General features: G+C 52.0%; 20 protein-coding genes and 1 pseudogene. 17 read left to right on the forward strand and 4 right to left on the reverse strand.

The genetic code is table 11. The features are described from left to right. Window positions 1-389 precede the first annotated feature (389 nt). Complete coding sequence (locus tag IKE44_RS11515) at window positions 390-635, reverse strand: YgaP family membrane protein (RefSeq protein WP_033009953.1); 246 nt, start codon at window positions 633-635, stop codon at window positions 390-392. Window positions 636-729: 94 nt separating this feature from the next. On the opposite strand from IKE44_RS11515, the pseudogene IKE44_RS11520 reads away from it, so the two are divergent. The 8 genes and pseudogenes from IKE44_RS11520 (at window position 730) to IKE44_RS11555 (ending at window position 10191) form a co-directional block, all read left to right on the forward strand. Continuing rightward, window positions 730-1953 (forward strand): annotated as a pseudogene (locus IKE44_RS11520) (adenine deaminase C-terminal domain-containing protein). 27 nt (window positions 1954-1980) lie between these two features. Then, window positions 1981-2997, forward strand: a complete 1017-nt coding sequence (locus IKE44_RS11525) for a DUF3048 domain-containing protein (RefSeq protein WP_287465973.1) — start codon at window positions 1981-1983, stop codon at window positions 2995-2997. 102 nt (window positions 2998-3099) lie between these two features. Continuing rightward, a complete protein-coding gene (locus IKE44_RS11530; protein ID WP_033016672.1) occupies window positions 3100-3426 on the forward strand; it encodes a YerC/YecD family TrpR-related protein in 327 nt (108 codons plus the stop codon). Window positions 3427-3525: 99 nt separating this feature from the next. Beyond that, window positions 3526-4227 carry a heptaprenylglyceryl phosphate synthase gene (gene pcrB / locus IKE44_RS11535; protein ID WP_033009957.1) on the forward strand — a complete coding sequence of 234 codons (702 nt, stop codon included), beginning with the start codon at window positions 3526-3528 and terminating at the stop codon, window positions 4225-4227. Between the two features lie 28 nt (window positions 4228-4255). Then, window positions 4256-6430 carry a DNA helicase PcrA gene (gene pcrA, locus IKE44_RS11540; RefSeq protein WP_287465995.1) on the forward strand — a complete coding sequence of 725 codons (2175 nt, stop codon included), beginning with the start codon at window positions 4256-4258 and terminating at the stop codon, window positions 6428-6430. Window positions 6431-6451: 21 nt separating this feature from the next. After that, window positions 6452-8464 (forward strand): NAD-dependent DNA ligase LigA, encoded by a 2013-nt coding sequence (gene ligA, locus IKE44_RS11545; protein WP_287465976.1) that lies wholly within the window; start codon window positions 6452-6454, stop codon window positions 8462-8464. After that, window positions 8461-9684 (forward strand): CamS family sex pheromone protein, encoded by a 1224-nt coding sequence (locus IKE44_RS11550; RefSeq protein WP_287465978.1) that lies wholly within the window; start codon window positions 8461-8463, stop codon window positions 9682-9684. Before ligA ends, IKE44_RS11550 begins: the two co-directional genes overlap by 4 nt. Before the next feature lie 240 nt (window positions 9685-9924). Then, the gene (locus IKE44_RS11555; protein ID WP_445236771.1) at window positions 9925-10191 is read left to right on the forward strand and encodes an LOG family protein; all 267 of its coding nucleotides are present in this window, start codon (window positions 9925-9927) and stop codon (window positions 10189-10191) included. Window positions 10192-10310: 119 nt separating this feature from the next. Here the strand turns inward: IKE44_RS11555 and IKE44_RS11560 are convergent, their stop codons facing one another. Beyond that, complete coding sequence (locus tag IKE44_RS11560) at window positions 10311-11087, reverse strand: VOC family protein (RefSeq protein WP_287465980.1); 777 nt, start codon at window positions 11085-11087, stop codon at window positions 10311-10313. Window positions 11088-11115: 28 nt separating this feature from the next. Next, window positions 11116-11664, reverse strand: coding sequence for a hypothetical protein (locus IKE44_RS11565; RefSeq protein ID WP_033016666.1), 549 nt, complete (start codon window positions 11662-11664; stop codon window positions 11116-11118). 621 nt (window positions 11665-12285) lie between these two features. Between IKE44_RS11565 and gatC the strand changes: the two genes are divergently transcribed. From gatC to ccmA, 9 genes are all read left to right on the forward strand, one after another. Continuing rightward, window positions 12286-12576: an Asp-tRNA(Asn)/Glu-tRNA(Gln) amidotransferase subunit GatC gene (gatC, locus tag IKE44_RS11570; RefSeq protein ID WP_014194780.1), complete on the forward strand. Its 291-nt coding sequence runs from the start codon at window positions 12286-12288 to the stop codon at window positions 12574-12576. Window positions 12577-12588: 12 nt separating this feature from the next. Next, complete coding sequence (gene gatA, locus IKE44_RS11575) at window positions 12589-14046, forward strand: Asp-tRNA(Asn)/Glu-tRNA(Gln) amidotransferase subunit GatA (RefSeq protein ID WP_287465982.1); 1458 nt, start codon at window positions 12589-12591, stop codon at window positions 14044-14046. 13 nt (window positions 14047-14059) lie between these two features. Next, window positions 14060-15490: an Asp-tRNA(Asn)/Glu-tRNA(Gln) amidotransferase subunit GatB gene (gene gatB / locus IKE44_RS11580; RefSeq protein WP_287465984.1), complete on the forward strand. Its 1431-nt coding sequence runs from the start codon at window positions 14060-14062 to the stop codon at window positions 15488-15490. A 174-nt stretch (window positions 15491-15664) separates the two neighbouring features. Next, on the forward strand, window positions 15665-16969 hold the full coding sequence (locus IKE44_RS11585) for a homocysteine synthase (RefSeq protein WP_287465986.1): 1305 nt from the start codon (window positions 15665-15667) through the stop codon (window positions 16967-16969). A 648-nt stretch (window positions 16970-17617) separates the two neighbouring features. Continuing rightward, window positions 17618-18007 carry a hypothetical protein gene (locus IKE44_RS11590; protein WP_013144153.1) on the forward strand — a complete coding sequence of 130 codons (390 nt, stop codon included), beginning with the start codon at window positions 17618-17620 and terminating at the stop codon, window positions 18005-18007. Window positions 18008-18128: 121 nt separating this feature from the next. Next, entirely contained in the window at window positions 18129-19010 is an 882-nt protein-coding gene (locus IKE44_RS11595) for an NADH dehydrogenase (RefSeq protein ID WP_049624722.1), read from the forward strand. Between the two features lie 71 nt (window positions 19011-19081). After that, complete coding sequence (locus IKE44_RS11600; protein ID WP_287465989.1) at window positions 19082-19735, forward strand: hypothetical protein; 654 nt, start codon at window positions 19082-19084, stop codon at window positions 19733-19735. Then, window positions 19732-20433 (forward strand): hypothetical protein, encoded by a 702-nt coding sequence (locus tag IKE44_RS11605; RefSeq protein WP_055357787.1) that lies wholly within the window; start codon window positions 19732-19734, stop codon window positions 20431-20433. Before IKE44_RS11600 ends, IKE44_RS11605 begins: the two co-directional genes overlap by 4 nt. Before the next feature lie 12 nt (window positions 20434-20445). After that, a complete protein-coding gene (gene ccmA, locus IKE44_RS11610) occupies window positions 20446-21099 on the forward strand; it encodes a heme ABC exporter ATP-binding protein CcmA (protein ID WP_287465991.1) in 654 nt (217 codons plus the stop codon). Window positions 21100-21264: 165 nt separating this feature from the next. Here the strand turns inward: ccmA and IKE44_RS11615 are convergent. Next, window positions 21265-21520: hypothetical protein (locus IKE44_RS11615; protein WP_287465993.1), on the reverse strand; the 256-nt coding region annotated here is incomplete at its 5' end.

Here is a 21520-nt window from a genome sequence, read left to right on the forward strand (position 1 = left end):
CTAGGGACAAGCAATTGTCCTTGGTGGCGTAAATGAGGGGAAGAACAGAGTCGGAATTTTGTTCCGTTTGGTAAAATATACAAAAACCAGAGAGGGCTGACTCCAAAAGTCCGCTTTTTGGCGGACTTTTGGGTCAGCCCCTTTTTGGCGTGATAATGGAACAATTCGGGCGGGGTCGAAGCCAACTTTCCTGAGAAGTCCGGGCGGCTCAAGACGCAAGTTCCAAGTAAATGGACGACAAGGCCGAAGCCAGTTCCCCGCAAAGTGGATGCCTCCGAACTTGACGAGACGAGGTCGCAGCATCTTCGTCCGCCGGCGCAACACACGCCAGCACGACAGGAAACAGGTGCCATATGCAACCTTGTTCCAAGTTGACCGCATGATGTTCGTTACGTTGGATTGACAACGGCTTCTTTTTGTTCTTCAAGCAGCTGCTGGCGCTGCATGTTGTCAAACAAGGCCGTCAGCGGGCAAAAACGGGTAATCCCTTCACCGACTTTCATGGCCCCAAGCAAAGCGGCGAACAAGTACGATGTGCACCATGGCCGCCGGGCCAGGCGGGCGGTCGCCCATGCTACGACAGTCAAACCGAGCGTAATGCGAATGAGCGCATTCACAATGCCGATATTTGCCATTGGCTTGCCCCTCCTCATCTTTTTATTGTGAAAATCGCTTTCGTACGTTAAAATGGTTATATGGAACGATTAGGAAACAAGGGACGGGGTGTCAATGGGCGAACAACGTTACCGCTGGAAAGGCAGCGAACTGCGTGAACAAGCAGCAGTGATTGAAGGCAAATAATCACCAACGAAAGTATTGGTGAATGCGACGTATTTGCACTCGTATTTTCGTGAATGGATAAAAGGAAATATATGGATTAATGGTGACCGCATCGTGTATGCCGGAGAGCGTCTTCCCGACCGGGTCGACGGGGCATGCGAAGTCGTCGACTGCCGCGGGTATGTGCTCGTTCCCGGCTACATCGAGCCGCATGTCCATCCATTTCAATTATATAATCCCCGTTCCTTTGCCCGTTATGCAGCGGCGCGCGGGACGACGACGCTAGTGAACGATAACTTGTTTTTCCTTTTGCATCTGAATGATGACGAGGCGCTTTTGTTTTTGCAACAAATGAATACGCTTCCAACTTCGATGTATTGGTGGTGCCGGTTTGATGGCCAAACGGAGCTGGAGCGCGAGGATGAGCAATTGTCCAACGTACGGATCAAACGATGGCTTGACCAGGAAACGGTCCTCCAAGGCGGCGAGCTGACATCATGGTCGAGACTCGTCAGCGGCGATGACATCGTTTTGTATTGGATGCAAGAGGCGAAACGGCGGCGTCGCAAAATCGAAGGGCATTTTCCGGGAGCGTCGGAAAAAACGCTTGTTAAAATGGCGCTGTTTGGCGTGGATGGCGACCATGAGGCCATGACGGGAAAAGAGGTGCGAACCCGTCTTTGGCACGGTTATACGGTCACGCTCCGCCATTCTTCGATTCGTCCGGACTTGCCGGTGCTGCTTGACCGGAATGGACGCTGGCACGTCAACACGATGCTCAAAGGCTTTTCATCAGCGCTCGGCGGATTGGCGAGCTCGTACTCGAATACGGGCGATTTGGTTTTAATCGGCAAACATAAGGAAGATATGTTGCTCGCTTTCCGACGGATGAAGGAAATCGGCGGCGGCTTGGTGCTTGCCGAAAATGGCGAAATCGTATTTGAGCTTCCGCTTCCGCTTGGTGGCATGATGTCCGCGCTGGAGATGGAGTCATTGATCGACAAGGAAAAAGAGTTCGTCCGTCTGTTGCGGGAGAGGGGATACCGCTTTGAAGACCCTGTGTATTCGTTGCTCTTTTTGCAGTCGACCCATTTGCCGTATGTGCGCATCACCCAGCGCGGCATTTACGATGTCATGCACAAAACGGTACTCTTTCCTTCGATAATGCGGTAAAATAAAAAAGAAAGGGTTGTGTGTCCATTGAAACATTGGCTGTTCGTCATCAGCTGCGCGGTATTGTTGTTAGGAGGCTGCACGACCAAAAGCGAGCCGAAGCAGGCTGAACCAGCCAAACCGGCTCCTCGGCAGGAGCAGCCGTCCAAGCCTCCGGCGGAGGAAAAACAAACGTTCCCGCTGACCGGGCTGCCGGCGAAAGGGAACGTTCATCAACGGGTCGTCGGCGTGATGGTCAACAACCATCCGAAGGCGCGCCCACAGTCGGGATTAAGCAAGGCGGACATCGTGTATGAGGTGCTCGCTGAGGGGGATATCACCCGCTTTTTGGCGCTTTACCAAAGCGAACAGCCGGAACGAGTCGGACCGGTGCGGAGTGCGCGTGATTATTATATTGATTTGAGCGAGGGCTACAATGCCATTTATGTTTGCCATGGATGGAGCCCGGAAGCGAAAGCGCGGCTCGAGCAGGGGGAAACCGATTATTTGAACGGGCTCTTTTATGACGGAACGCTGTTTAAGCGCGTTTCCTTCCGCAAGGCGCCGCACAACTCGTACATTACGTTTGCCAACATTAAAAAAGGGGCGGAACAAAACGGGTATGCTTGGACGGACGATGTCGCTCCGCTGCCGTTTCGCGCGGACAAACCGAGCGGGGAAAAGGCAGGGACGGTCCACATCGCCTATTCGCACCGCTCGTACGCCCAAGTGGAATACCGCTATGCTCCGGAACGGCATGGGTATTACCGATACAGCGGCGGCGAGCAGACGGTCGATTACGATACGCGCGACCCGGTTGTGGCGCAAAACGTGATGATCATCGCCGCCCGCCATCAAGTGATCGACAGCCATGGGCGGCGCGACGTTGACCTCACGTCCGGCGGCCATGGCTATTTGCTGCAAAACGGCATCATCCAGCCGATTGAATGGAAAAATGTCGACGGCCGGCTGCTGCCATACCGCGATGGGGCGCCGGTCGGGTTCGTGCCAGGCAAAACGTGGATCAATATCGTTCCGGAACTGGCGATCGTGCAATGGCGGTGACCCGAAAACGGCCGCCGGCGGGTTTTCCAAACCATAAACATAAAGAGGAGAGCGCCAACAGTCCACCAAATCGTTTTTCGCCAAAGCAAGGAGGAGACAAACATGCAAATCGACAAGCTGCGCGGCAGAGAGCTTGATCAACTGTTTAAAGCCATCTTGTCGCTGCGCGATTTGGAAGAGTGTTACCGTTTTTTCGATGATTTATGCACCGTCAACGAAATTCAGGCGCTTGCCCAACGTCTGGAAGTCGCCCGCATGTTGCGGGAAGGGTATACGTACCATAAAATTGAAACGGAAACCGGAGCGAGCACGGCGACCATTTCGCGCGTCAAACGCTGCCTCAACTATGGAAACGATGCCTATGCCATGGCGCTTGACCGCATTAAAGAGGAACAACCGCAAGAAGAGAATGAATCGGTGACAGACTAAGCAGGCAAGGAGATTCCTTCCATTCGCAAAGGAACTCCTTTTCTTTTTGCGGATTTGTTATAATGAAACAATGGAGAACAGAGTGGAAGGGGTATTGTCATGGAAGAGATTCGCGCCTGGCGCCATGTGTTTAAGCTCGATCCGAACAAACCGATCGATGATGAGCGCCTTGAGCGCCTTTGCGAGTCGGGGACGGATGCCGTCATCGTCGGCGGAACGGACGGGGTGACGCTCGATGGTGTGCTCGATTTATTGGCCCGCATCCGCCGTTTTTCGGTGCCATGCGCGCTTGAAGTCACAAATCTTGAGGCCTTGACGCCGGGGTTTGATGCGTATTTCATTCCGATCGTGTTAAACAGCCGCCATGTCGACTGGGTGGTGGGCCGCCATCATGAGGCGGTGAAACAATATGGCGAGATCATGAATTGGGATGAGATTTTTGCCGAGGGGTATTGCATTTTAAATCCGGAATGCAAGGCGGCGAAGCTCACCGAAGCCGACGCCGGCCTGAGCGAAGACGATGTGGTGGCCTACGCTCGCCTCGCTCAACATTTGTACAAGCTGCCGATCTTTTATCTTGAATATAGCGGCATATACGGCGACCCCGCCTTGGTGGAAAAAGTGAAACAGGCGCTCGGCGAGACGCAGCTGTTTTATGGCGGCGGCATCACCGCACCGGAGCAGGCGGCTGAGATGGCGCGCCGGGCGGATACTGTTGTCGTCGGCAACGCCGTTTACGAATCGTTTGAACAGGCGCTGCTGACCGTGGACGCCGTAAAGCGGGCGAATGAGGCGAAATAGAACATATGGTGTATTGGTGGTGAAAACAATGAACTTTTTATCGGAACAGCTGCTCGCCCATTTAAACAAAGAGCAACAAGAAGCCGTCAGGACGACGGAAGGCCCGCTGCTCATTATGGCGGGGGCGGGAAGCGGGAAAACGCGGGTGTTGACGCACCGCATCGCCTATTTGATGGCGGAAAAGCATGTGGCGCCGTGGAACATTTTGGCCATTACGTTTACGAACAAGGCGGCGCGCGAAATGCGGGAACGTGTGCAGTCGCTCTTAGGTGGGGCGGCGGAAGACGTCTGGATTTCGACGTTCCACTCGATGTGCGTCCGCATTTTGCGCCGCGACATTGACCGCATCGGCATCAACCGCAATTTTTCCATCCTTGATCCGACGGACCAGCTTTCAGTCATGAAAACGATTTTAAAAGAAAAAAACATAGACCCGAAAAAATTTGAGCCGCGGACGATTTTAGGCACGATCAGCGCGGCGAAAAACGAGCTGTTGCCTCCGGAGCAATTCGCGAAGCGGGCCTCGACGTATTACGAAAAAGTCGTCAGCGATGTGTATCAAGAATACCAACAGCGCCTGCTTCGCAATCATTCGCTCGATTTTGACGATTTGATCATGACGACGATCCAACTGTTTGACCGCGTGCCGGATGTGCTTCACTATTACCAATATAAGTTTCAGTACATCCATATTGATGAGTACCAGGATACGAACCGCGCTCAATATACGCTGGTCAAAAAGCTGGCGGAACGCTTTCAAAACATTTGCGCCGTCGGCGACGCCGACCAATCGATTTATCGGTGGCGCGGGGCGGACATCCAAAACATTTTGTCGTTCGAGCGCGACTATCCGAACGCAAAAGTCATTTTGCTTGAACAAAACTACCGCTCGACGAAGCGCATTTTGCAAGCGGCGAACGAAGTCATCGAGCATAACGTCAACCGGAAGCCGAAACGGCTTTGGACGGAAAACCCGGAAGGAAAGCCGATTCTTTATTATGAGGCGATGAACGAAGCGGACGAAGCGCAGTTTGTCGCTGGACGCATCCGCGAGGCGGTGGAGCGCGGCGAACGCCGCTACCGTGATTTTGCTGTCTTGTACCGGACGAACGCCCAGTCGCGTGTCATGGAGGAAATGTTGCTGAAAGCGAACATTCCGTATCAAATTGTCGGCGGCTTAAAGTTCTATGACCGGAAAGAAATTAAAGACATTCTCGCCTATTTGCGCGTCATCGCCAATCCGGACGATGATTTAAGCTTGCTTCGCATCATTAACGTGCCAAAACGCGGCATTGGCGCCTCGACGATCGACAAACTCGTCCGCTATGCAGCCGATCATGAGCTGTCCTTGTTTGAGGCGCTCGGCGAGCTAGAGATGATCGGGCTTGGCGCCAAAGCGGCCGGGGCGCTCGCCGCGTTCCGCAGCCAGCTCGAGCAATGGACACAGCTGCAAGAATACGTCTCCGTCACCGAACTCGTCGAAGAAGTGCTCGACAAATCGGGCTACCGCGAGATGCTCAAGGCGGAGCGGACGATTGAAGCACAAAGCCGGCTCGAGAACTTGGATGAGTTTTTGTCGGTGACGAAGCATTTTGAAAATGTGAGCGACGATAAATCGCTCATCGCCTTTTTAACCGACTTGGCGCTCATTTCCGATTTGGACGAGCTGAACGGGACGGAACAGGCCACTGAAGGAGATGCCGTCATGTTGATGACGTTGCATGCCGCCAAAGGGCTCGAGTTTCCGGTCGTCTTTTTGATCGGCATGGAAGAAGGCATTTTCCCGCACAACCGCTCTCTCGAGGATGACGATGAGATGGAAGAAGAACGGCGGCTGGCGTACGTCGGCATCACCCGCGCGGAGGAAGAACTTGTGCTGACGAGCGCGCAAATGCGGACGCTGTTTGGCAACATCCAAATGAACCCGCCGTCGTGCTTTTTGAATGAAATTCCGGCGCATTTGCTTGAGACAGCCTCGCGCCGCCAAGCGGGCGCCTCCCGCTCGGCCGTTTCGCGCCCGCAGGCAAGCGGCGCCGTGGGATCGTGGAAAGTCGGCGATCGGGCGAATCACCGGAAATGGGGCATCGGCACCGTCGTCAGCGTCCGCGGCGGCGGCGACGACCAAGAGCTCGACATCGCCTTCCCGAGCCCGATCGGCATTAAACGACTGCTTGCCAAATTTGCGCCGATTGAGAAAGTGTAGGAAAGGAGAACAGGTGAACGTATGGACCGCCAACAAGCCGAACGGCGCGCGGCCGAGCTGCGCGAACTGTTGAACCGCTACGGGTACGAATATTATGTGCTTGACCGCCCGTCTGTTCCAGATGCCGAGTATGACCGGTTGATGCAAGAGCTCATCGCCATTGAGGAACAATATCCGGAGCTCAAAACGAGCGATTCGCCGACCCAGCGCATCGGCGGTCCGCCCCTTGAGGCGTTTCGCAAAGTGGCGCATCGCGTTCCGATGATGAGCTTGGCGAACGCGTTTGGCGAAGGAGACTTGCGCGATTTTGACCGCCGCGTCCGTCAGGAAGTCGGGGAAGCGGCGTACGTATGCGAGCTGAAAATCGATGGCCTCGCCGTCTCGGTCCGCTATGAAGACGGCTATTTCGTCCAAGGGGCGACGCGCGGCGACGGGACGACGGGTGAAGACATTACGGAAAATTTGAAAACGATCCGCTCGCTGCCTCTCCGTCTGAAAGAACCGGTGTCGCTTGAAGCGCGCGGCGAGGCGTTTATGCCGAAAGCGTCGTTTTTGCGCTTGAATGAGGAGCGAAAAGCCCGCGGCGAGGAGCTGTTTGCCAACCCGCGCAACGCCGCGGCTGGCTCGCTCCGCCAGCTCGACCCGAAAGTGGCGGCCTCGCGCCAGCTGGATTTGTTTGTATATGGCTTAGCCGACGCCGAGGCGCTCGGCATCGCTTCACACAGCGAAGCGCTTGATTATTTGCAGGCGCTCGGGTTTAAAGTAAACCCAGAGCGACGGCGCTGCGCCAATATCGATGAGGTGATCGCCTTTGTCAGCGAGTGGCACGACAAGCGGCCGCAGCTGCCGTATGAGATTGACGGCATCGTTATTAAGGTGGACTCATTCGCCCAGCAACGGGCGCTTGGCGCGACGGCGAAAAGCCCGCGCTGGGCGATTGCCTACAAGTTCCCAGCCGAGGAAGTGGTGACGACGTTAATCGGCATTGAGGTGAACGTCGGCCGCACGGGTGTCGTCACGCCGACGGCGATTTTAGAGCCGGTGCGCGTCGCCGGCACGACGGTGCAGCGCGCCACCCTTCACAATGAAGATTTTATACGGGAAAAAGACATTCGCATCGGCGATGCGGTCATCATTAAAAAAGCGGGCGACATCATCCCGGAAGTGGTCGGCGTCGTCGTTGACAGGCGCGATGGGGATGAAACGCCGTTTGCGATGCCGACGCACTGCCCGGAATGCGAAAGCGAGCTCGTCCGTCTCGAGGGGGAAGTGGCGCTCCGCTGCTTGAACCCGAACTGCCCGGCCCAGCTGCGCGAGCGGCTCATCCATTTTGCCTCAAGGGCGGCGATGAACATCGAGGGTTTGGGCGAAAAAGTCGTCACCCAGCTGTTTAACGCCGGCCTTGTCAGCGATGTCGCCGATTTGTACTGCCTGACGAAGGAACAGCTTGTCGGGTTGGAACGGATGGGGGAAAAGTCGGCGGCCAACTTGCTTGCGGCGATTGAGGCGTCGAAGCAAAACTCGCTTGAACGGCTGCTGTTTGGCCTTGGCATTCGCTACGTCGGAGCGAAAGCCGCCCAACTTTTGGCTGAGCATTTTGAAACGATGGAGCGGCTCGAACGGGCGACGAAAGAGGAGTTGATGGCCATCCCCGAAATCGGAGAGAAAATGGCGGATGCGATCACGGCGTTCTTCGCCCAACCCGAAGCAACTGAGCTGCTCCAGGAGCTGCGCGCTTACGGTGTCAATATGGCTTACAAAGGGCCGAAGCGGTCGGCTGAAGCGCCTGCTGACTCTGCCTTCGCCGGCAAAACGGTCGTCTTGACCGGCAAGCTCGCGTCGATGTCGCGCAATGAAGCAAAAGAACAAATTGAGCGGCTTGGCGGGCGCGTCACCGGCAGCGTCAGCCGCAGCACCGACCTTGTCATCGCCGGCGAGGATGCCGGATCGAAGTTGGAGAAAGCCCAGCAGCTTGGCATTGAGATTTGGGACGAACCACGATTTTTGCAAGAGATCAACAGGGGGAAACGATGAAACAAATCTCACTACTGCGCAGTTTCGTTGCTTGTCGTTGGACGAATCGGACCCGAAAACGGTTGGCCGTTGTCGGGCTCGCTTCGATTTGTTTGTTGTCTGCGTGTGCGCCGAAGTTTGACAAAGGTGAGGAAGTCGTGCAAGACAAAGGAAGCAAAGAGCAAGAAGCGGTCATCCCGAAATACAACATTTCTGATTCGTATTACCGCGTTGTCTTGCCTTTTAAGCCGTCCGGGGCGCGCGGGCGGGTCGTCAACGACGTCAACACCCGGCTTGATGTCGATGAATTTGAAACCGGGCTGATGCGCTTGGCATCTGAGCAATTTTCCCCGGATGAATATTTGTTGCAGGAAGGGCAATATTTGGACAGCGAAACGATCGGGCGCTGGCTCGCCCGCAAGCGGACGGAAAGCCAGCTGAAGGCAGAGAAAATGAAACCGGAAGACAACATCGGCTTAAACCCGCCGATCAGCGACAAAGGAACGAATGAGCAAAAAAACAAACAAAGCCCGATTTACCTGGCCAGCATTTTGGAGCACGACTACTTAGTGAAAGTCGATAACGACAAGGTGAAGCTTGGTGGCGTCGCCATCGGCCTGGCGTTGAATTCCGTCCACTACTACTCAACCGAGCAAGGGTATCCACGCGAAGTGAAAATCAAAGACGATGTCATCGAACGGGAAGGAAAGCGGATCGCCGCCGAGGTGTTGAAGCGGCTGCGAAATATCAAAGGGCTCGGCAACGTGCCGATCACGATTGCCTTGTACAAACAGGCGCCGCGCTCGTCCGTGATTCCGGGCCACTTTTTCGCGGTCACCCATGTTGACGACGGAAGCGCCACGATCGATGATTGGGAAGCGGTGAACGAGGAATATTATTTATTCCCGTCCGATGAGGCGGAAAAGAACCATCGCGATGACTGGCTCAAATTCAATAATTTTAAATCAGACGTTGAAGACTTTTTCTCGAACTACACCGGCATCGTCGGCAGAGGATTGTACGTCAACGACCAGCTTCAGAAGTTAACGATCAACATTACGATGCCGTTTTACGGCAAAGCGGAAGTGATCGGCTTTACCCAATACGTGACCGGCTTGGTGATGGAAAAATTCCCGGACTACATCACCGTTAATGTCTACATCGCCTCAGCCGGCCAGCCGGAAAGCCTCATCGTGCGCCAGGCGAAAGCAGACGAGCCGTTTGTGCATATTTATCAATAAGGTCGGCATCATCGCGTTATTTGGGATACGGCGAACGGAGTGATCCGAACATTTGATTCTCCAAAAATGAAGGAAGCGGAAAGGGCTGCAGCAGCGGCCCTTTTTTGCGTGAAAAGGCCGTCCGAACGATGGTGGAAAGAACAGGGAGAGCATTGTATAATGACGGTAGGAAAATGAGCGCAGCACTCGAAAACGGATGCAAAACGAGCAACAGGTTATGGCAGGAGGCGGGTGTGAGACTTGAAGGCGATTTGCGTGTTTTGCGGATCAAGCAATGGAAACGATGGGAGATATAAGGAAGCGGCGAAAGCGCTCGGAACGTTTTTAGCCCGAAGCGGCATTACGCTCATTTACGGCGGAGGGACACGGGGCTTGATGGGAGAGGTTGCTGAGGCGGCGCTGCGTCATCAAGGGCGCGTGGTTGGGATCATTCCACTGAAAGTTTTGGAGAAACATACGGGTGGGACACGGTTGGACTCCCCCTTTGCCATCTATGGTTTGCGATAATCAAGAAGCGGTTACTCCATCTTATTCAGTGGCAAAGGGGAGTATGTGGGAATGCATTCGCCAAGGGCTGGCACGGCGCCTAGCGCGAGGGGGCGCAGCATGTGGCAATACAATGGCCGTCAAGAGCCAGATATGATGTACGTGGCGCCCTCGATTTCGATGCGGCGCGGTTTCTGCACGCCCACAAGCCGGCACGAAAACGGGCGCGTCGATGGATGACGGCGGTCAGCCTCATAGAACCGAATCGCAATGCCGCCGACAGCGAGCTCCGCGTATGCTCCCGCTTCATCGCGCCCGACATCGGGTTCGGGCAAGTCAAACAGCCGGCGGTAGCCGTTGACCGTCCGCTGGAGATCGAGGGTGTAGAGGCTAATTGACGACAGCGAAACAGAGCCAATCGGGTGTCTCATGAGCGGCGCCAGCTCGTTCATGCGTACGTCATCACGGTCGCCCCATTGAATGAAAAACGGATAGCGAAACGCGCCGTCTGTGTCGTCTTCGATAAACAGCATCGACCATGTGAGCTGCTTGCCGTCATCGCGCTCGCGGCTGCCGGGGAGCGGACCGACTGGGGCGAATCCTTTGCTTTTGAGCTGCGCCGCCACCGCTTCGATGTCGTTCGTGCGAAAGGCAAACTGGGAGAAGCCGCTTTCTTCTTGGCGGTCGGCGACAAGCTGAGTGATGAGCGGGTTTCCGCACGTTCTCGCCGTCTGTATATCGGCAATGCCGATCCACTCGATGTAGCGCAAATGCTCCACGTAACATAAGGCGTTGTACGTTCCCCATGATGGATGACGGCCGCCGTGGATGGCTACAAGCCCCCATTGTTCAAACGCCATTTTCACTTGCTCGGGCCGTTCGGTCAAGTGGACGAGATGGTCAAACGCGATATGCATGGCAGCGGCCTCCTCTTAGATGAATCGATCAGCGGAACAGCATTTCTTTCAGCTTGTAAATGATTCGTTCGTTGTCGACGGTGCGGTGGGCGATAAAATTCAAGTCCAGCTTGATGTCTTCGATTTGGGCAGCCAATTGTTCGTAACGGGAGTCCATTTTTTGTTCGAGGCGGTCCACCGTTTGTTTCAATGAGGAAAATTCCCGGTGAAGCTGGTGGACGTCAGCGGCGAGAGCTTCCAGTTTGGCGTCTGTTTCGTCTTGGCGGTGGAGGAGAGCAGCCACGATGCCGTTTAATTCCGTTTGCCCAGCGCGAAGCGAATCTTGTTCTTGACGCAGACGCTGTTGTTCCAGGCGGATTTCCTGCTGCTCTTTTCGAATCTCTTGTTGTTCTTTTCGGATTTCTTGCTGTTCTCTCCGAATTTCTTGTTGCTCTTTTCGAATTTCTTCTTGTTCTTGGCGAATGGCGATTTGTTCCCGCTCGAGCCGCTCTTGGCCCTCTACGAGCTTTTGCAGCGTGCCGTCCATGGCGCTTAGGCGGTCGAGCACTTGGGTGAGCAAAGCGTCACTCATCGTCATGATTCCCCCTTTTTCGTCCGTTACAGTCATTATAGTACATATGTTCGGGATTGTCAATTAAGAAAATTTGAACATCCATGGCGGACAAACTCCTTCACATTCCTTGTTTGTCAAGGATTTATTCCATATCGGTGCAAAAAAATCCTCCCGATTTTTGTCAGGAGGGTTCTCACATGGAAGCGAATACTTTTGGCAATGCGATGAAGATTACGTAATCTGCATATGTCCATGGATGATTTTGATTTGGCAGCGACATGCAATTTCCCTCCTTGTGCTTTCATTTTATCGTATTTCTTTGAATAAAAAAAGGCGTCACGAGCGATTCCTTCCTGTGTCTAAAATAGGAGCGCGTCCTTTTCCTCCCATCAACCGTTTACTCATGCGTGTGCCATCCCATCGTGCGCTGTTCAGGAAAACGAAATATTCCTACATCAAACATCAAATCCCCCCGGTTTCACGCCTGCCTTAGCTATTGGGAGATGTTATAGAACGTATATTCGTTTGCATCGTGAATATATAGATTGATTCTCGCCCAGAACACGTGGCAACGGTTGCTTCATTGGATAAAAGTTTGGTATCATCATGGTATTGTGATAGGTCGAACTCGTTGGAGGTGAAACTATGTCGCGAATTTCCATTGACCAAGTGAAACATGTCGCCGATTTGGCGCGGTTGGCGATTACCGATGAAGAGGCGGAGATGTTTACGAAACAGCTCGATGCGATCATTACGTTTGCCGAGCAGTTGAATGAATTGGATACGGAGAACGTTCCGCCGACTTCGCACGTGCTTGATATGAGAAATGTGATGCGCGAGGATATTCCAGAACCGGGGCTGCCGCGCGAGGAAGTGTTGAAAAACGCGCCGGATCAGCAAGACGGCCAGTTCCGTGTGCCGGCCATTTTAGAGTAAGGAGGGGGATTTATGTCGCTTTTTGACCATTCCGTATCAGAATTACATACGTTGCTGCAGAAAAAAGAAGTGTCGATTTCCGATTTAATCGACGAATCGTACCGACGCATCGGCGAAGTGGAAGAAAAAGTGCAAGCGTTTTTAACATTAAATGAAGAACAGGCGCGGGCGAAAGCGAAAGAGTTGGATGACCAGCTCGCCAAAGGCGAAGAAACGAACCCGCTGTTCGGCTTGCCGATCGGCATTAAAGACAACATCGTCACAAAAGGATTGCGCACGACATGCGCCAGCAAAATTTTATACAACTTTGACCCGATTTACGACGCGACCGTTATGGAGCGGCTGAACGCTGCGGGCGCCATTACGATCGGGAAGCTGAATATGGACGAGTTCGCCATGGGTTCGTCGACGGAAAACTCTGGCTTTCAGCTGACGCGCAACCCATGGGACTTAGAGCGCGTTCCGGGCGGCTCGAGCGGCGGTTCGGCGGCGGCGGTGGCGGCAGGGGAAGTGCCGTTTGCGCTCGGCTCGGATACGGGCGGTTCGATCCGCCAGCCGGCGGCGTTTTGCGGGGTTGTTGGTTTGAAGCCGACATACGGCCGCGTCTCGCGCTTCGGGCTTGTCGCGTTTGCGTCGTCGCTGGACCAAATCGGTCCGATTACGCGCACGGTCGAAGACAACGCCTACTTATTGCAGGCGATTGCAGGCGTCGATCCGATGGATTCGACATCGGCAAACGTGCCGGTGCCGAACTATGTGGAGGCGTTGACCGGGGACATCAAAGGATTGAAAATCGCCGTGCCGAACGAATATTTAGGGGAAGGCGTCGACGAAGGCGTGCGCCAGTCGGTGCTGGCGGCGCTTGCCGTGCTTGAGAAGCTCGGTGCAACGTGGGAAGAAGTGTCGCTTCCGCATTCGAAATATGCCTTGGCGACGTACTACTTGCTCGCTTCGTCGGAAGCCTCGGCGAACCTCGCCCGCTTTGACGGCGTCCGCTACGGCTACCGGACGGACAACGCGAAAAACTTGATCGATATGTATAAACTCACACGGAGCGAAGGATTCGGGGCGGAGGTCAAGCGCCGCATTATGCTCGGGACGTTCGCGTTAAGCTCGGGCTATTACGATGCGTATTACAAAAAAGCGCAAAAAGTGCGGACGTTGATCAAGCGCGACTTCGAAAACGTATTTGAACGATATGACGTCATCATCGGCCCGACAACGCCGACGCCGGCGTTTAAAATCGGCGAGAAAACGAGTGATCCGCTGACGATGTACGCAAACGACATTTTAACGATTCCGGTCAACCTGGCGGGCGTGCCGGCCATTTCCGTGCCGTGCGGCTTTGTCGACGGCTTGCCGGTCGGCTTGCAAATCATCGGCAAGCACTTTGATGAAAGCACGGTCTATCGCGTCGCCCACGCCTTTGAACAGGCGACTGACTACCATAAGCAAAAACCGGTGTTGTAAGGGGGGTTAGGTGATGAACTTTGAAACGGTCATCGGACTTGAGGTGCACGTCGAGCTGAAAACGAAATCGAAAATTTTCTCCAGCAGCCCGAACGCGTTCGGAGCGCCCCCAAACACGCAAACGAACGTCATTGACTTAGGGTATCCGGGCGTGTTGCCGGTGTTGAACCGGCAGGCGGTCGAGTTTGCGATGAAAGCAGCGATGGCGTTAAACTGCGAAATCGCGACCGAGACGAAATTCGACCGCAAAAACTATTTTTATCCGGACAACCCGAAAGCGTACCAAATTTCGCAATACGACCAGCCGCTTGGCAAAAACGGCTGGATCGAAATCGAAGTGAACGGGAAAAAGAAAAAAATCGGCATCACCCGCATTCACTTGGAAGAGGACGCGGGCAAATTGACGCATACAGGCGACGGCTATTCGCTCGTGGATTTTAACCGCCAAGGGACGCCGCTCATTGAGATCGTCTCGGAGCCAGACATCCGCTCGCCGGAAGAGGCGTACGCCTACTTGGAAAAATTAAAAGCGATCATCCAATACACGGGCGTCTCCGACTGCAAAATGGAAGAAGGATCGCTCCGCTGCGACGCCAACATTTCGCTCCGGCCGATCGGATCGGACCAATTCGGTACGAAAACGGAGTTGAAAAACTTAAACTCGTTCAACTTCGTCCGCATGGGGCTCGAGTACGAAGCGAAGCGGCAGGAGAAAATTTTGCTCTCGGGCGGCGTCATCCGTCAAGAAACGCGGCGCTTTGATGAAGCGACGAAAACGACCGTTTTGATGCGCGTCAAAGAAGGTTCGGAAGACTACCGCTACTTCCCAGAGCCGGACTTGGTCATGCTTTATATTGACGACGAATGGAAAGAGCGCGTCCGCGCCTCGATTCCGGAGCTGCCGGACGCCCGCCAGAAACGGTATGTCGAAGAGTGGGGCTTGCCGGAATACGACGCCAAAGTGCTCACACTGACAAAAGAAATGGCCGACTTCTTCGAAGCAACGGTCGCCAACGGCGCTGATCCAAAACTGGCGTCGAACTGGCTCATGGTCGAAGTGTCCGGGTACTTAAACGCCGAACAAAAAGAGCTGCATGACATCGCCTTGACGCCAGAAAGCCTAGCAAGCATGATCAAACTCATCCAAAACGGCACGATTTCGTCGAAAATCGCCAAAAAAGTGTTCAAAGAACTCGTCGAACACGGCGGCGACCCGGAGAAAATCGTCAAAGAAAAAGGGCTCGTGCAAATTTCCGACGAAGGAGCGTTGCGCAAAATTGTGCTCGAAGTGCTTGACGCCAACCCGCAGTCGGTGGAAGACTATAAAAACGGCAAAGACCGCGCGCTCGGTTTCCTTGTCGGCCAAGTGATGAAAGCAACAAAAGGGCAAGCGAATCCGCCGCTTGTCAATAAGCTGTTAGTAGAGGAAATTGGAAAACGATAATGAAACAATAGGAGTCCTGCCCACCGGCAGGCTCTGTTTTCAATAAAAATTTTTGCACTATTAAAAAAATGCAATTGACAAACGTTGTGATCGAATGATAGATTTTTTATAAAAAAACCAATTGATTTAGTAGGATATGAAATCTCGAAGGGTCAAAGAGGGGGAGAGAAAACGATGAGCCATGAACAAACTTTCCGCCCGGAAACGCTTGCCATCCACGCCGGGCAAAAACCGGATGCGGAAACGGGCGCGCGGGCGGTGCCGATTTACCAAACAAGCTCATATGTGTTCCGCGACAGCGAGCACGCAGCCAATTTATTTGGCTTGAAAGAGGAAGGGTTTATTTATACGCGCATTATGAACCCAACGAACGATGTGCTTGAAAAACGGATCGCGGCGCTTGAAGGCGGCATTGGGGCGCTTGCGCTCTCATCGGGGCAGGCGGCGGTGTTTTATTCGATCATCAACATCGCCTCGGCGGGCGATGAAATCGTGTCGTCGTCGTCCATTTACGGCGGCACGTACAACTTGTTCGCTCATACGCTGCGCAAGTTCGGCATTACGGTGAAGTTTGTCGATCCGTCCGATCCGGAAAACTTTGAGCGGGCGATCACCGACAAAACGAAAGCGTTGTTTGCGGAAACGATCGGCAACCCGAAAAACGATGTGCTCGACATCGAAGCGGTCGCCGACATCGCCCATCGCCACGCCATTCCGCTCATTGTCGACAACACGGTGGCCAGTCCATACTTATTGCGGCCGATTGAATTCGGCGCCGACATCGTCGTCCACTCAGCGACAAAGTTTATCGGTGGGCACGGCAATTCGATCGGCGGCGTGATTGTCGACAGCGGCAAGTTCGACTGGAAAGGGAGCGGCAAGTTTCCGGAGTTCACCGAGCCAGACCCAAGCTATCACGGGTTGGTGTATGTCGATGCTGTCGGGGAAGCAGCGTATATCACGAAAGCGCGCATCCAGCTGTTGCGCGACTTAGGAGCGGCGCTGTCGCCGTTTAACGCGTTTTTGCTTTTGCAAGGATTAGAGACGCTTCATTTACGGATGCAGCGCCATAGCGAAAACGCCCTTGCCGTCGCCAAGTTTTTAGAAGAGGAAGAAGCCGTCGAATCGGTCAATTATCCGGGGCTTCCAAGCCATCCGTCACATGAACTCGCGAAAAAGTATTTGCCAAACGGGCAAGGTGCGATCGTTACGTTTGAAATCAAAGGCGGCGTCGAAGCCGGGAAAACATTGATCGACTCGGTCAAGCTGTTCTCGCATTTGGCCAACATCGGCGATTCGAAATCGCTCATCATCCACCCAGCCAGCACGACGCACGAGCAGCTGACCCCGGAAGAACAGCTGTCCGCCGGCGTCACCCCAGGCCTTGTGCGCCTGTCTGTCGGCACAGAAGCGATCGACGATATTTTGGACGACTTGCGCCAAGCCATTCGCCAGAGTCAGACGGTGGGGGTGAAGTAGAAGCAACGAAGCGAGAACCATTTAGAAAATAGAAAGAGCGCCCTAATCGACAAACTAGGGCGCTCTTTTTTGATTTGCAGAGCAAAGCTATCTCAGAACACGCCTTCTCTGCACTTGCAAGGGAAAATCAGTACATCAGATTTTCCGGACACGGAGACTCCAGACTATCCTCGCTTGTCAAGTACGTTCCACCTGAATCCGTGATAGAAGTGTACCCGAAATGCCGGGAAACTCTCAATTATGCAGAGGCCTCTACTCTATTTCGAATGTTCACCTATTAGGTGAAGAACCGAGATGTAATATTTGGTTGATTGATCAAATTTTCTTGTGGGGGCGTGAACCCGTCTTGATCACCGATTCAAGGTTACAGTGATGCACCCATTTTGTTTTAATTTTTCGTATTTACTTCTTTTTTTTTTTTTTGTTATAATATCCCATGGGACCGGTCCTGTATTTTAAGGTTCATCACCAAAAGATGTACTTGACTTTTAAAGACAAACATGATAGCAATGTTGCTCAAAGAGACGTGTGGTATAAAAAGGAAAAATGCTGTTTTGATTTTCTCTATCATAATCGTCTTTCTTTGTCAAGTACACTTTGTGGTGAAGAGCCTATTCTAAAATATATTAAGGGAGAGGGGATCGAATCATGAAGAAAAAACGTAAAATGGTTGCTGCTTTGCTTGCTTCTACCACATTCATTGTGGTAGGGGGAGTCAGCGCCGCATCTTATGTGACGTATGCGGGGGTTCTCCCTCGTTTTCAAGCCGATACAGAATTAGCAAGCGCCAATAAAGCGACAAACAGTAAAAGCAAAGTGGAAAATTCGGTTGTTGGGAGCGATTATAAAGCGAATATGTGGATTCAGCAAGGCTCCACGAAAGTGTCGCCAACCGCGCTGAATGTAACCGATAATGACACGCGTTATTTCACTGTCGACCAAAGCGCTGTTGGCAAAAAAGTTTCATTAGTGGCGGAAAATGCATCCTTCACTTACGTTACAGTTGATATCGCAGGCAAATTTTACCCCGACAATTGATCGATTTTATAGATATGTTCAGTCAACTTGGACAAGAGAGAGGTTTTCTTCGTCAGGGACGGTCTTCTTCAATTTCAATGAAGAAGACCGTCCTTAAACAGAAGAATTAGGAGATGATTGTATGTATATGGAATTGCTTAAACTTCTGAAAAATAAGAACTTTTATATCAGCGCAGCTTGCCTGTTGTTGCTCGTCATTGGCGCTGTCGTGTTGGGGGTGAAAGATTATCGTGAAAATGTGCAGTTGCTTGAACGAATTTACCACGACAATCCAAATGTTTCCGCCTTGGCATCGCCTCACCTTGAATGGGTTGGTCTAGGAGGCTTCCGATTTAACGTACTCTCTTCTTTATATTACTTCCTTTTTCCACTATTGTTGTCCATTCCATTGGTAGATTCGATTGATCGTGAGCGAAAGAGCGGAAATATTCATTATCAATTGACACGGATGGGAAGGGGAGTCTATTTTCGAAGGAAATTTGTGTTTTCCTATATCAGCGCTTTCTTCTTATTCCTTCTTCCTCTTGTGCTGGGAGTTGTGCTGGTGAATCTTTTGACGAACCATTGGGATTATTCGAGCTTTTCCCAGGCTTATCGGCAATTGGTCCATGGCACGTTGCCGTTGCCGGACAATTCATTTGAAGGGGAAAAGAAAAGCCTTTTTTCTCCTTTATTGGAGATCTCCCCTTATTGGTATGTTCTCGCGTATTATGTCATTGGCGGGTTGTTTGCCGGTGGCTACGTTTGTCTCGGTTTAGCCTTTTCTTTATTCTTGAAAAATCGGTATTTGATCACGTTGATGCCACAAATCATTTATATGGTTTGTTGGGCAGCGCTGACCATTACCAACCAATTGGCCTGGGATCCGTTTAATTTTTTAATCCCTTCACAACCAGTGGAAGGATTGTCCTATTGGAAAATCGTCATCGTGTTTATCCTCCAATTGTTGATCGCGGTAGGGGTATTTTCATATGGAGTGAAGAAGAGTGAAGATGTTCTCTAGACAGATTGTTTTTTTTTGTTTGGCAAGATTTGCTGTTGCATCGCACCGTTATCCGAATGATTTTGGGCGTCATGGCTCTGTTGATGGTGGTGAGCATCTTGCCGCTAGGAATGGTGGTAGTGGGGAAATGGCACAGCCTTAAAGATTTTATCTTGCTCTATCGGTATGAGTTTTTTCATCTGCCTGTTTTTTTATTTCTTTTAGGTTCAACACTTCAAACGAACGCGTGGGTGATTTTAAGACGATACCGCACCCGGGGACAAATCGGGCTGCATAAAGCGTTGTTGGTCGTCGTTTTGGCTGGGGGCGTGTCCCTTTGGGTTGCTGTAGCAGGAGGATTATGTACAATGTTTGTGAAATTCCTCATCTACCCCCATATGCCAAACGCCCATGCGGCTTTTTTGTACGTGCCGCATAGTGAGGATAAAAGTTCGTTTCTCTATTTTCTTGTTATGTATTTTTTCGTCACCGCTATATACGGATTGCTGTTTATAGCATTCATCGACTTTGGATGGAGTCGCTTTTTTGCCTTCGCTGCCGTCATCATACTGGCTGTATTGGATATGTTCACGGTGCATATGCTCCCTTATTTGTTTTACATAAGTGAACAGGCGGCTCCTGTTTGGACCATCCTCGTTCTCATTGTGGTGCTGCTGCTGTTAGTCTATCTCATTTGCCTTTCGTCAAGCCGAAAAAACTATTATGTTCAGGATGATCTGTTATGAAACCGATGGATTTGGAGTTTACCTTGATCAAAATGGATATCAAAAGAATTGTCATCACCTGCCTCCTGTTCCCGCTGTTGGGCACTTTGATGTGCAGCTGGTCAGAGGCGTTTTCCTCCCAACACCTATCGGAGTTGTTCGCCCGCTTATTCGGAGCGGTGACGACCTCGAATTGGATGTATTGGCTGATGATTTGCTTCGGCTATGTGGTGTTGCTCCAAATCGTTTGGAAAAAGCGGGATCAATATTTTGAACATAAACTGTTCATTTTGTTGAGGGATACGACGTCGTATACAATGGCTAGATTGTTGGCAGGAGTTCTGTTTACAGTGGGATATGTCTTGTCGTCGTTTTTGATCACTGGCGGCTTCGGCCTCTTTGTGTCGCATATGGCGTTTTCGTTTGACCGTTCGCTCGTGCTCATGTTTGTTAGCATCGCCGTGAATTTGTATTGGCACGCCAGCGTGTGGATGTTGTTGAACGTGTATGCAACCTATCACTTGGCGAATGTTGTCATTCTCGCTTTGTTTTTTGTGGGTGTGAAGATGCCAACGCCTTTTATTCCTTTGTACTACAGCATGGCGGATCTCGTGCGGAGCAGCTCGATGTTCTGGTCGGCGTTGATGGTGGAGCTCTTGTCGATCGTTGTGTTCGGGTATTGGACGATAAAGAGAGTGAAGCATGCGGATTATATCTAGGAGGTTTTCGATATGAAGGCGATCGTCTTATCCAATGTTTCCAAAACAATCAAATCAAGGGAAGTTTTGCGCAATATCAACTTAGAGTTGGAGAGAGGCAAGATTTATGGGTTCGTCGGGCCGAACGGATCGGGAAAAACGATGTTATTCCGAGTCATCAGCGGACTTGTGAAGCCGTCCAGCGGCACGGTGGCGGTATTTGGCCAGACGTTGCACCAAGATGTATCCTTTCCGAGCGATATTTCTGTTTTGTTGGAAAAACCAGGTTTCCTTGAACAATACTCAGGATTCGATAATTTGCATTTTTTAGCCATGATTCAAAACAAAATCGGCGAGCGCGAGGTAAAAGAGGCAATCGAGCGAGTGGGGTTGGATCCGCATGATAAAAGGCCGGTGAAAGCGTACTCTCTTGGAATGAGACAAAGACTGGCCATTGCACAGTGCATCATGGAGAAGCCGCAGCTGATGCTGCTCGACGAACCAATGAATGCGTTGGATGAAAAATCGGTGAACCAAGTGTACCAAATTATTCGGGAGGAAAACAAAAGAGGCTGCACTATTTTGTTGACGTCTCACAACAAGGTGGACATCCAGTCATTATGCCACGAAGTGTATTCGATGAATGAAGGGGTCATTACGGATGTGACCCATATTGCGGCAGAATGACTGTCATGTGTGTAATATCGAAATTCGCGAGGGGGTGGCCATCTTGAACAAGCAACTGTGTGAAGATGCCGCTTCCGTGTTCATGGGACAATCAAAAGATGGGATTATGGAGTGAACCAAAATAGCTCCCTGCATCCTCCTTAGGTGCAGGGAGCTTCAGTGCAGCTATTCTTTCTTCCTGAAGCCAAATTCGAATTCCCTCATCCCTCTGCTTTCGAACGCGCTGTCATGAAAAGACAAAGATGCTATCTGTTTAGTCGACACCGCCTCTTGTGCACTCCCACTATCATGGGAAGGATTCATTATAGGCAAGTGGGGGGTTCCCGTGTTTTCACATGCACCAAAATAGCCCGATTTGCTGATTTCTTCCTTCAACAGAGAGCATGACATGCTTTGAGAGAGTTCGGTACGATCTTCTCCA

Source organism: Geobacillus sp., from assembly GCF_017515625.1.
GTDB lineage: Bacteria > Bacillota > Bacilli > Bacillales > Anoxybacillaceae > Geobacillus > Geobacillus stearothermophilus.

Excerpts from the sequence above, each read along its gene's own strand:
- IKE44_RS11515 (WP_033009953.1), bottom strand. The coding sequence starts at position 635 with ATGGCAAATATCGGCATTGTGAATGCGCTCATTCGCATTACGCTCGGT.
- IKE44_RS11530 (WP_033016672.1), top strand. The coding sequence starts at position 3,100 with ATGCAAATCGACAAGCTGCGCGGCAGAGAGCTTGATCAACTGTTTAAA.
- pcrB (WP_033009957.1), top strand. The coding sequence starts at position 3,526 with ATGGAAGAGATTCGCGCCTGGCGCCATGTGTTTAAGCTCGATCCGAAC.
- pcrA (WP_287465995.1), top strand. The coding sequence starts at position 4,256 with ATGAACTTTTTATCGGAACAGCTGCTCGCCCATTTAAACAAAGAGCAA.
- ligA (WP_287465976.1), top strand. The coding sequence starts at position 6,452 with ATGGACCGCCAACAAGCCGAACGGCGCGCGGCCGAGCTGCGCGAACTG.
- IKE44_RS11550 (WP_287465978.1), top strand. The coding sequence starts at position 8,461 with ATGAAACAAATCTCACTACTGCGCAGTTTCGTTGCTTGTCGTTGGACG.
- IKE44_RS11560 (WP_287465980.1), bottom strand. The coding sequence starts at position 11,087 with ATGCATATCGCGTTTGACCATCTCGTCCACTTGACCGAACGGCCCGAG.
- IKE44_RS11565 (WP_033016666.1), bottom strand. The coding sequence starts at position 11,664 with ATGACGATGAGTGACGCTTTGCTCACCCAAGTGCTCGACCGCCTAAGC.
- gatC (WP_014194780.1), top strand. The coding sequence starts at position 12,286 with ATGTCGCGAATTTCCATTGACCAAGTGAAACATGTCGCCGATTTGGCG.
- gatA (WP_287465982.1), top strand. The coding sequence starts at position 12,589 with ATGTCGCTTTTTGACCATTCCGTATCAGAATTACATACGTTGCTGCAG.
- gatB (WP_287465984.1), top strand. The coding sequence starts at position 14,060 with ATGAACTTTGAAACGGTCATCGGACTTGAGGTGCACGTCGAGCTGAAA.
- IKE44_RS11585 (WP_287465986.1), top strand. The coding sequence starts at position 15,665 with ATGAGCCATGAACAAACTTTCCGCCCGGAAACGCTTGCCATCCACGCC.
- IKE44_RS11590 (WP_013144153.1), top strand. The coding sequence starts at position 17,618 with ATGAAGAAAAAACGTAAAATGGTTGCTGCTTTGCTTGCTTCTACCACA.
- IKE44_RS11595 (WP_049624722.1), top strand. The coding sequence starts at position 18,129 with ATGTATATGGAATTGCTTAAACTTCTGAAAAATAAGAACTTTTATATC.
- IKE44_RS11600 (WP_287465989.1), top strand. The coding sequence starts at position 19,082 with ATGGCTCTGTTGATGGTGGTGAGCATCTTGCCGCTAGGAATGGTGGTA.
- IKE44_RS11605 (WP_055357787.1), top strand. The coding sequence starts at position 19,732 with ATGAAACCGATGGATTTGGAGTTTACCTTGATCAAAATGGATATCAAA.
- ccmA (WP_287465991.1), top strand. The coding sequence starts at position 20,446 with ATGAAGGCGATCGTCTTATCCAATGTTTCCAAAACAATCAAATCAAGG.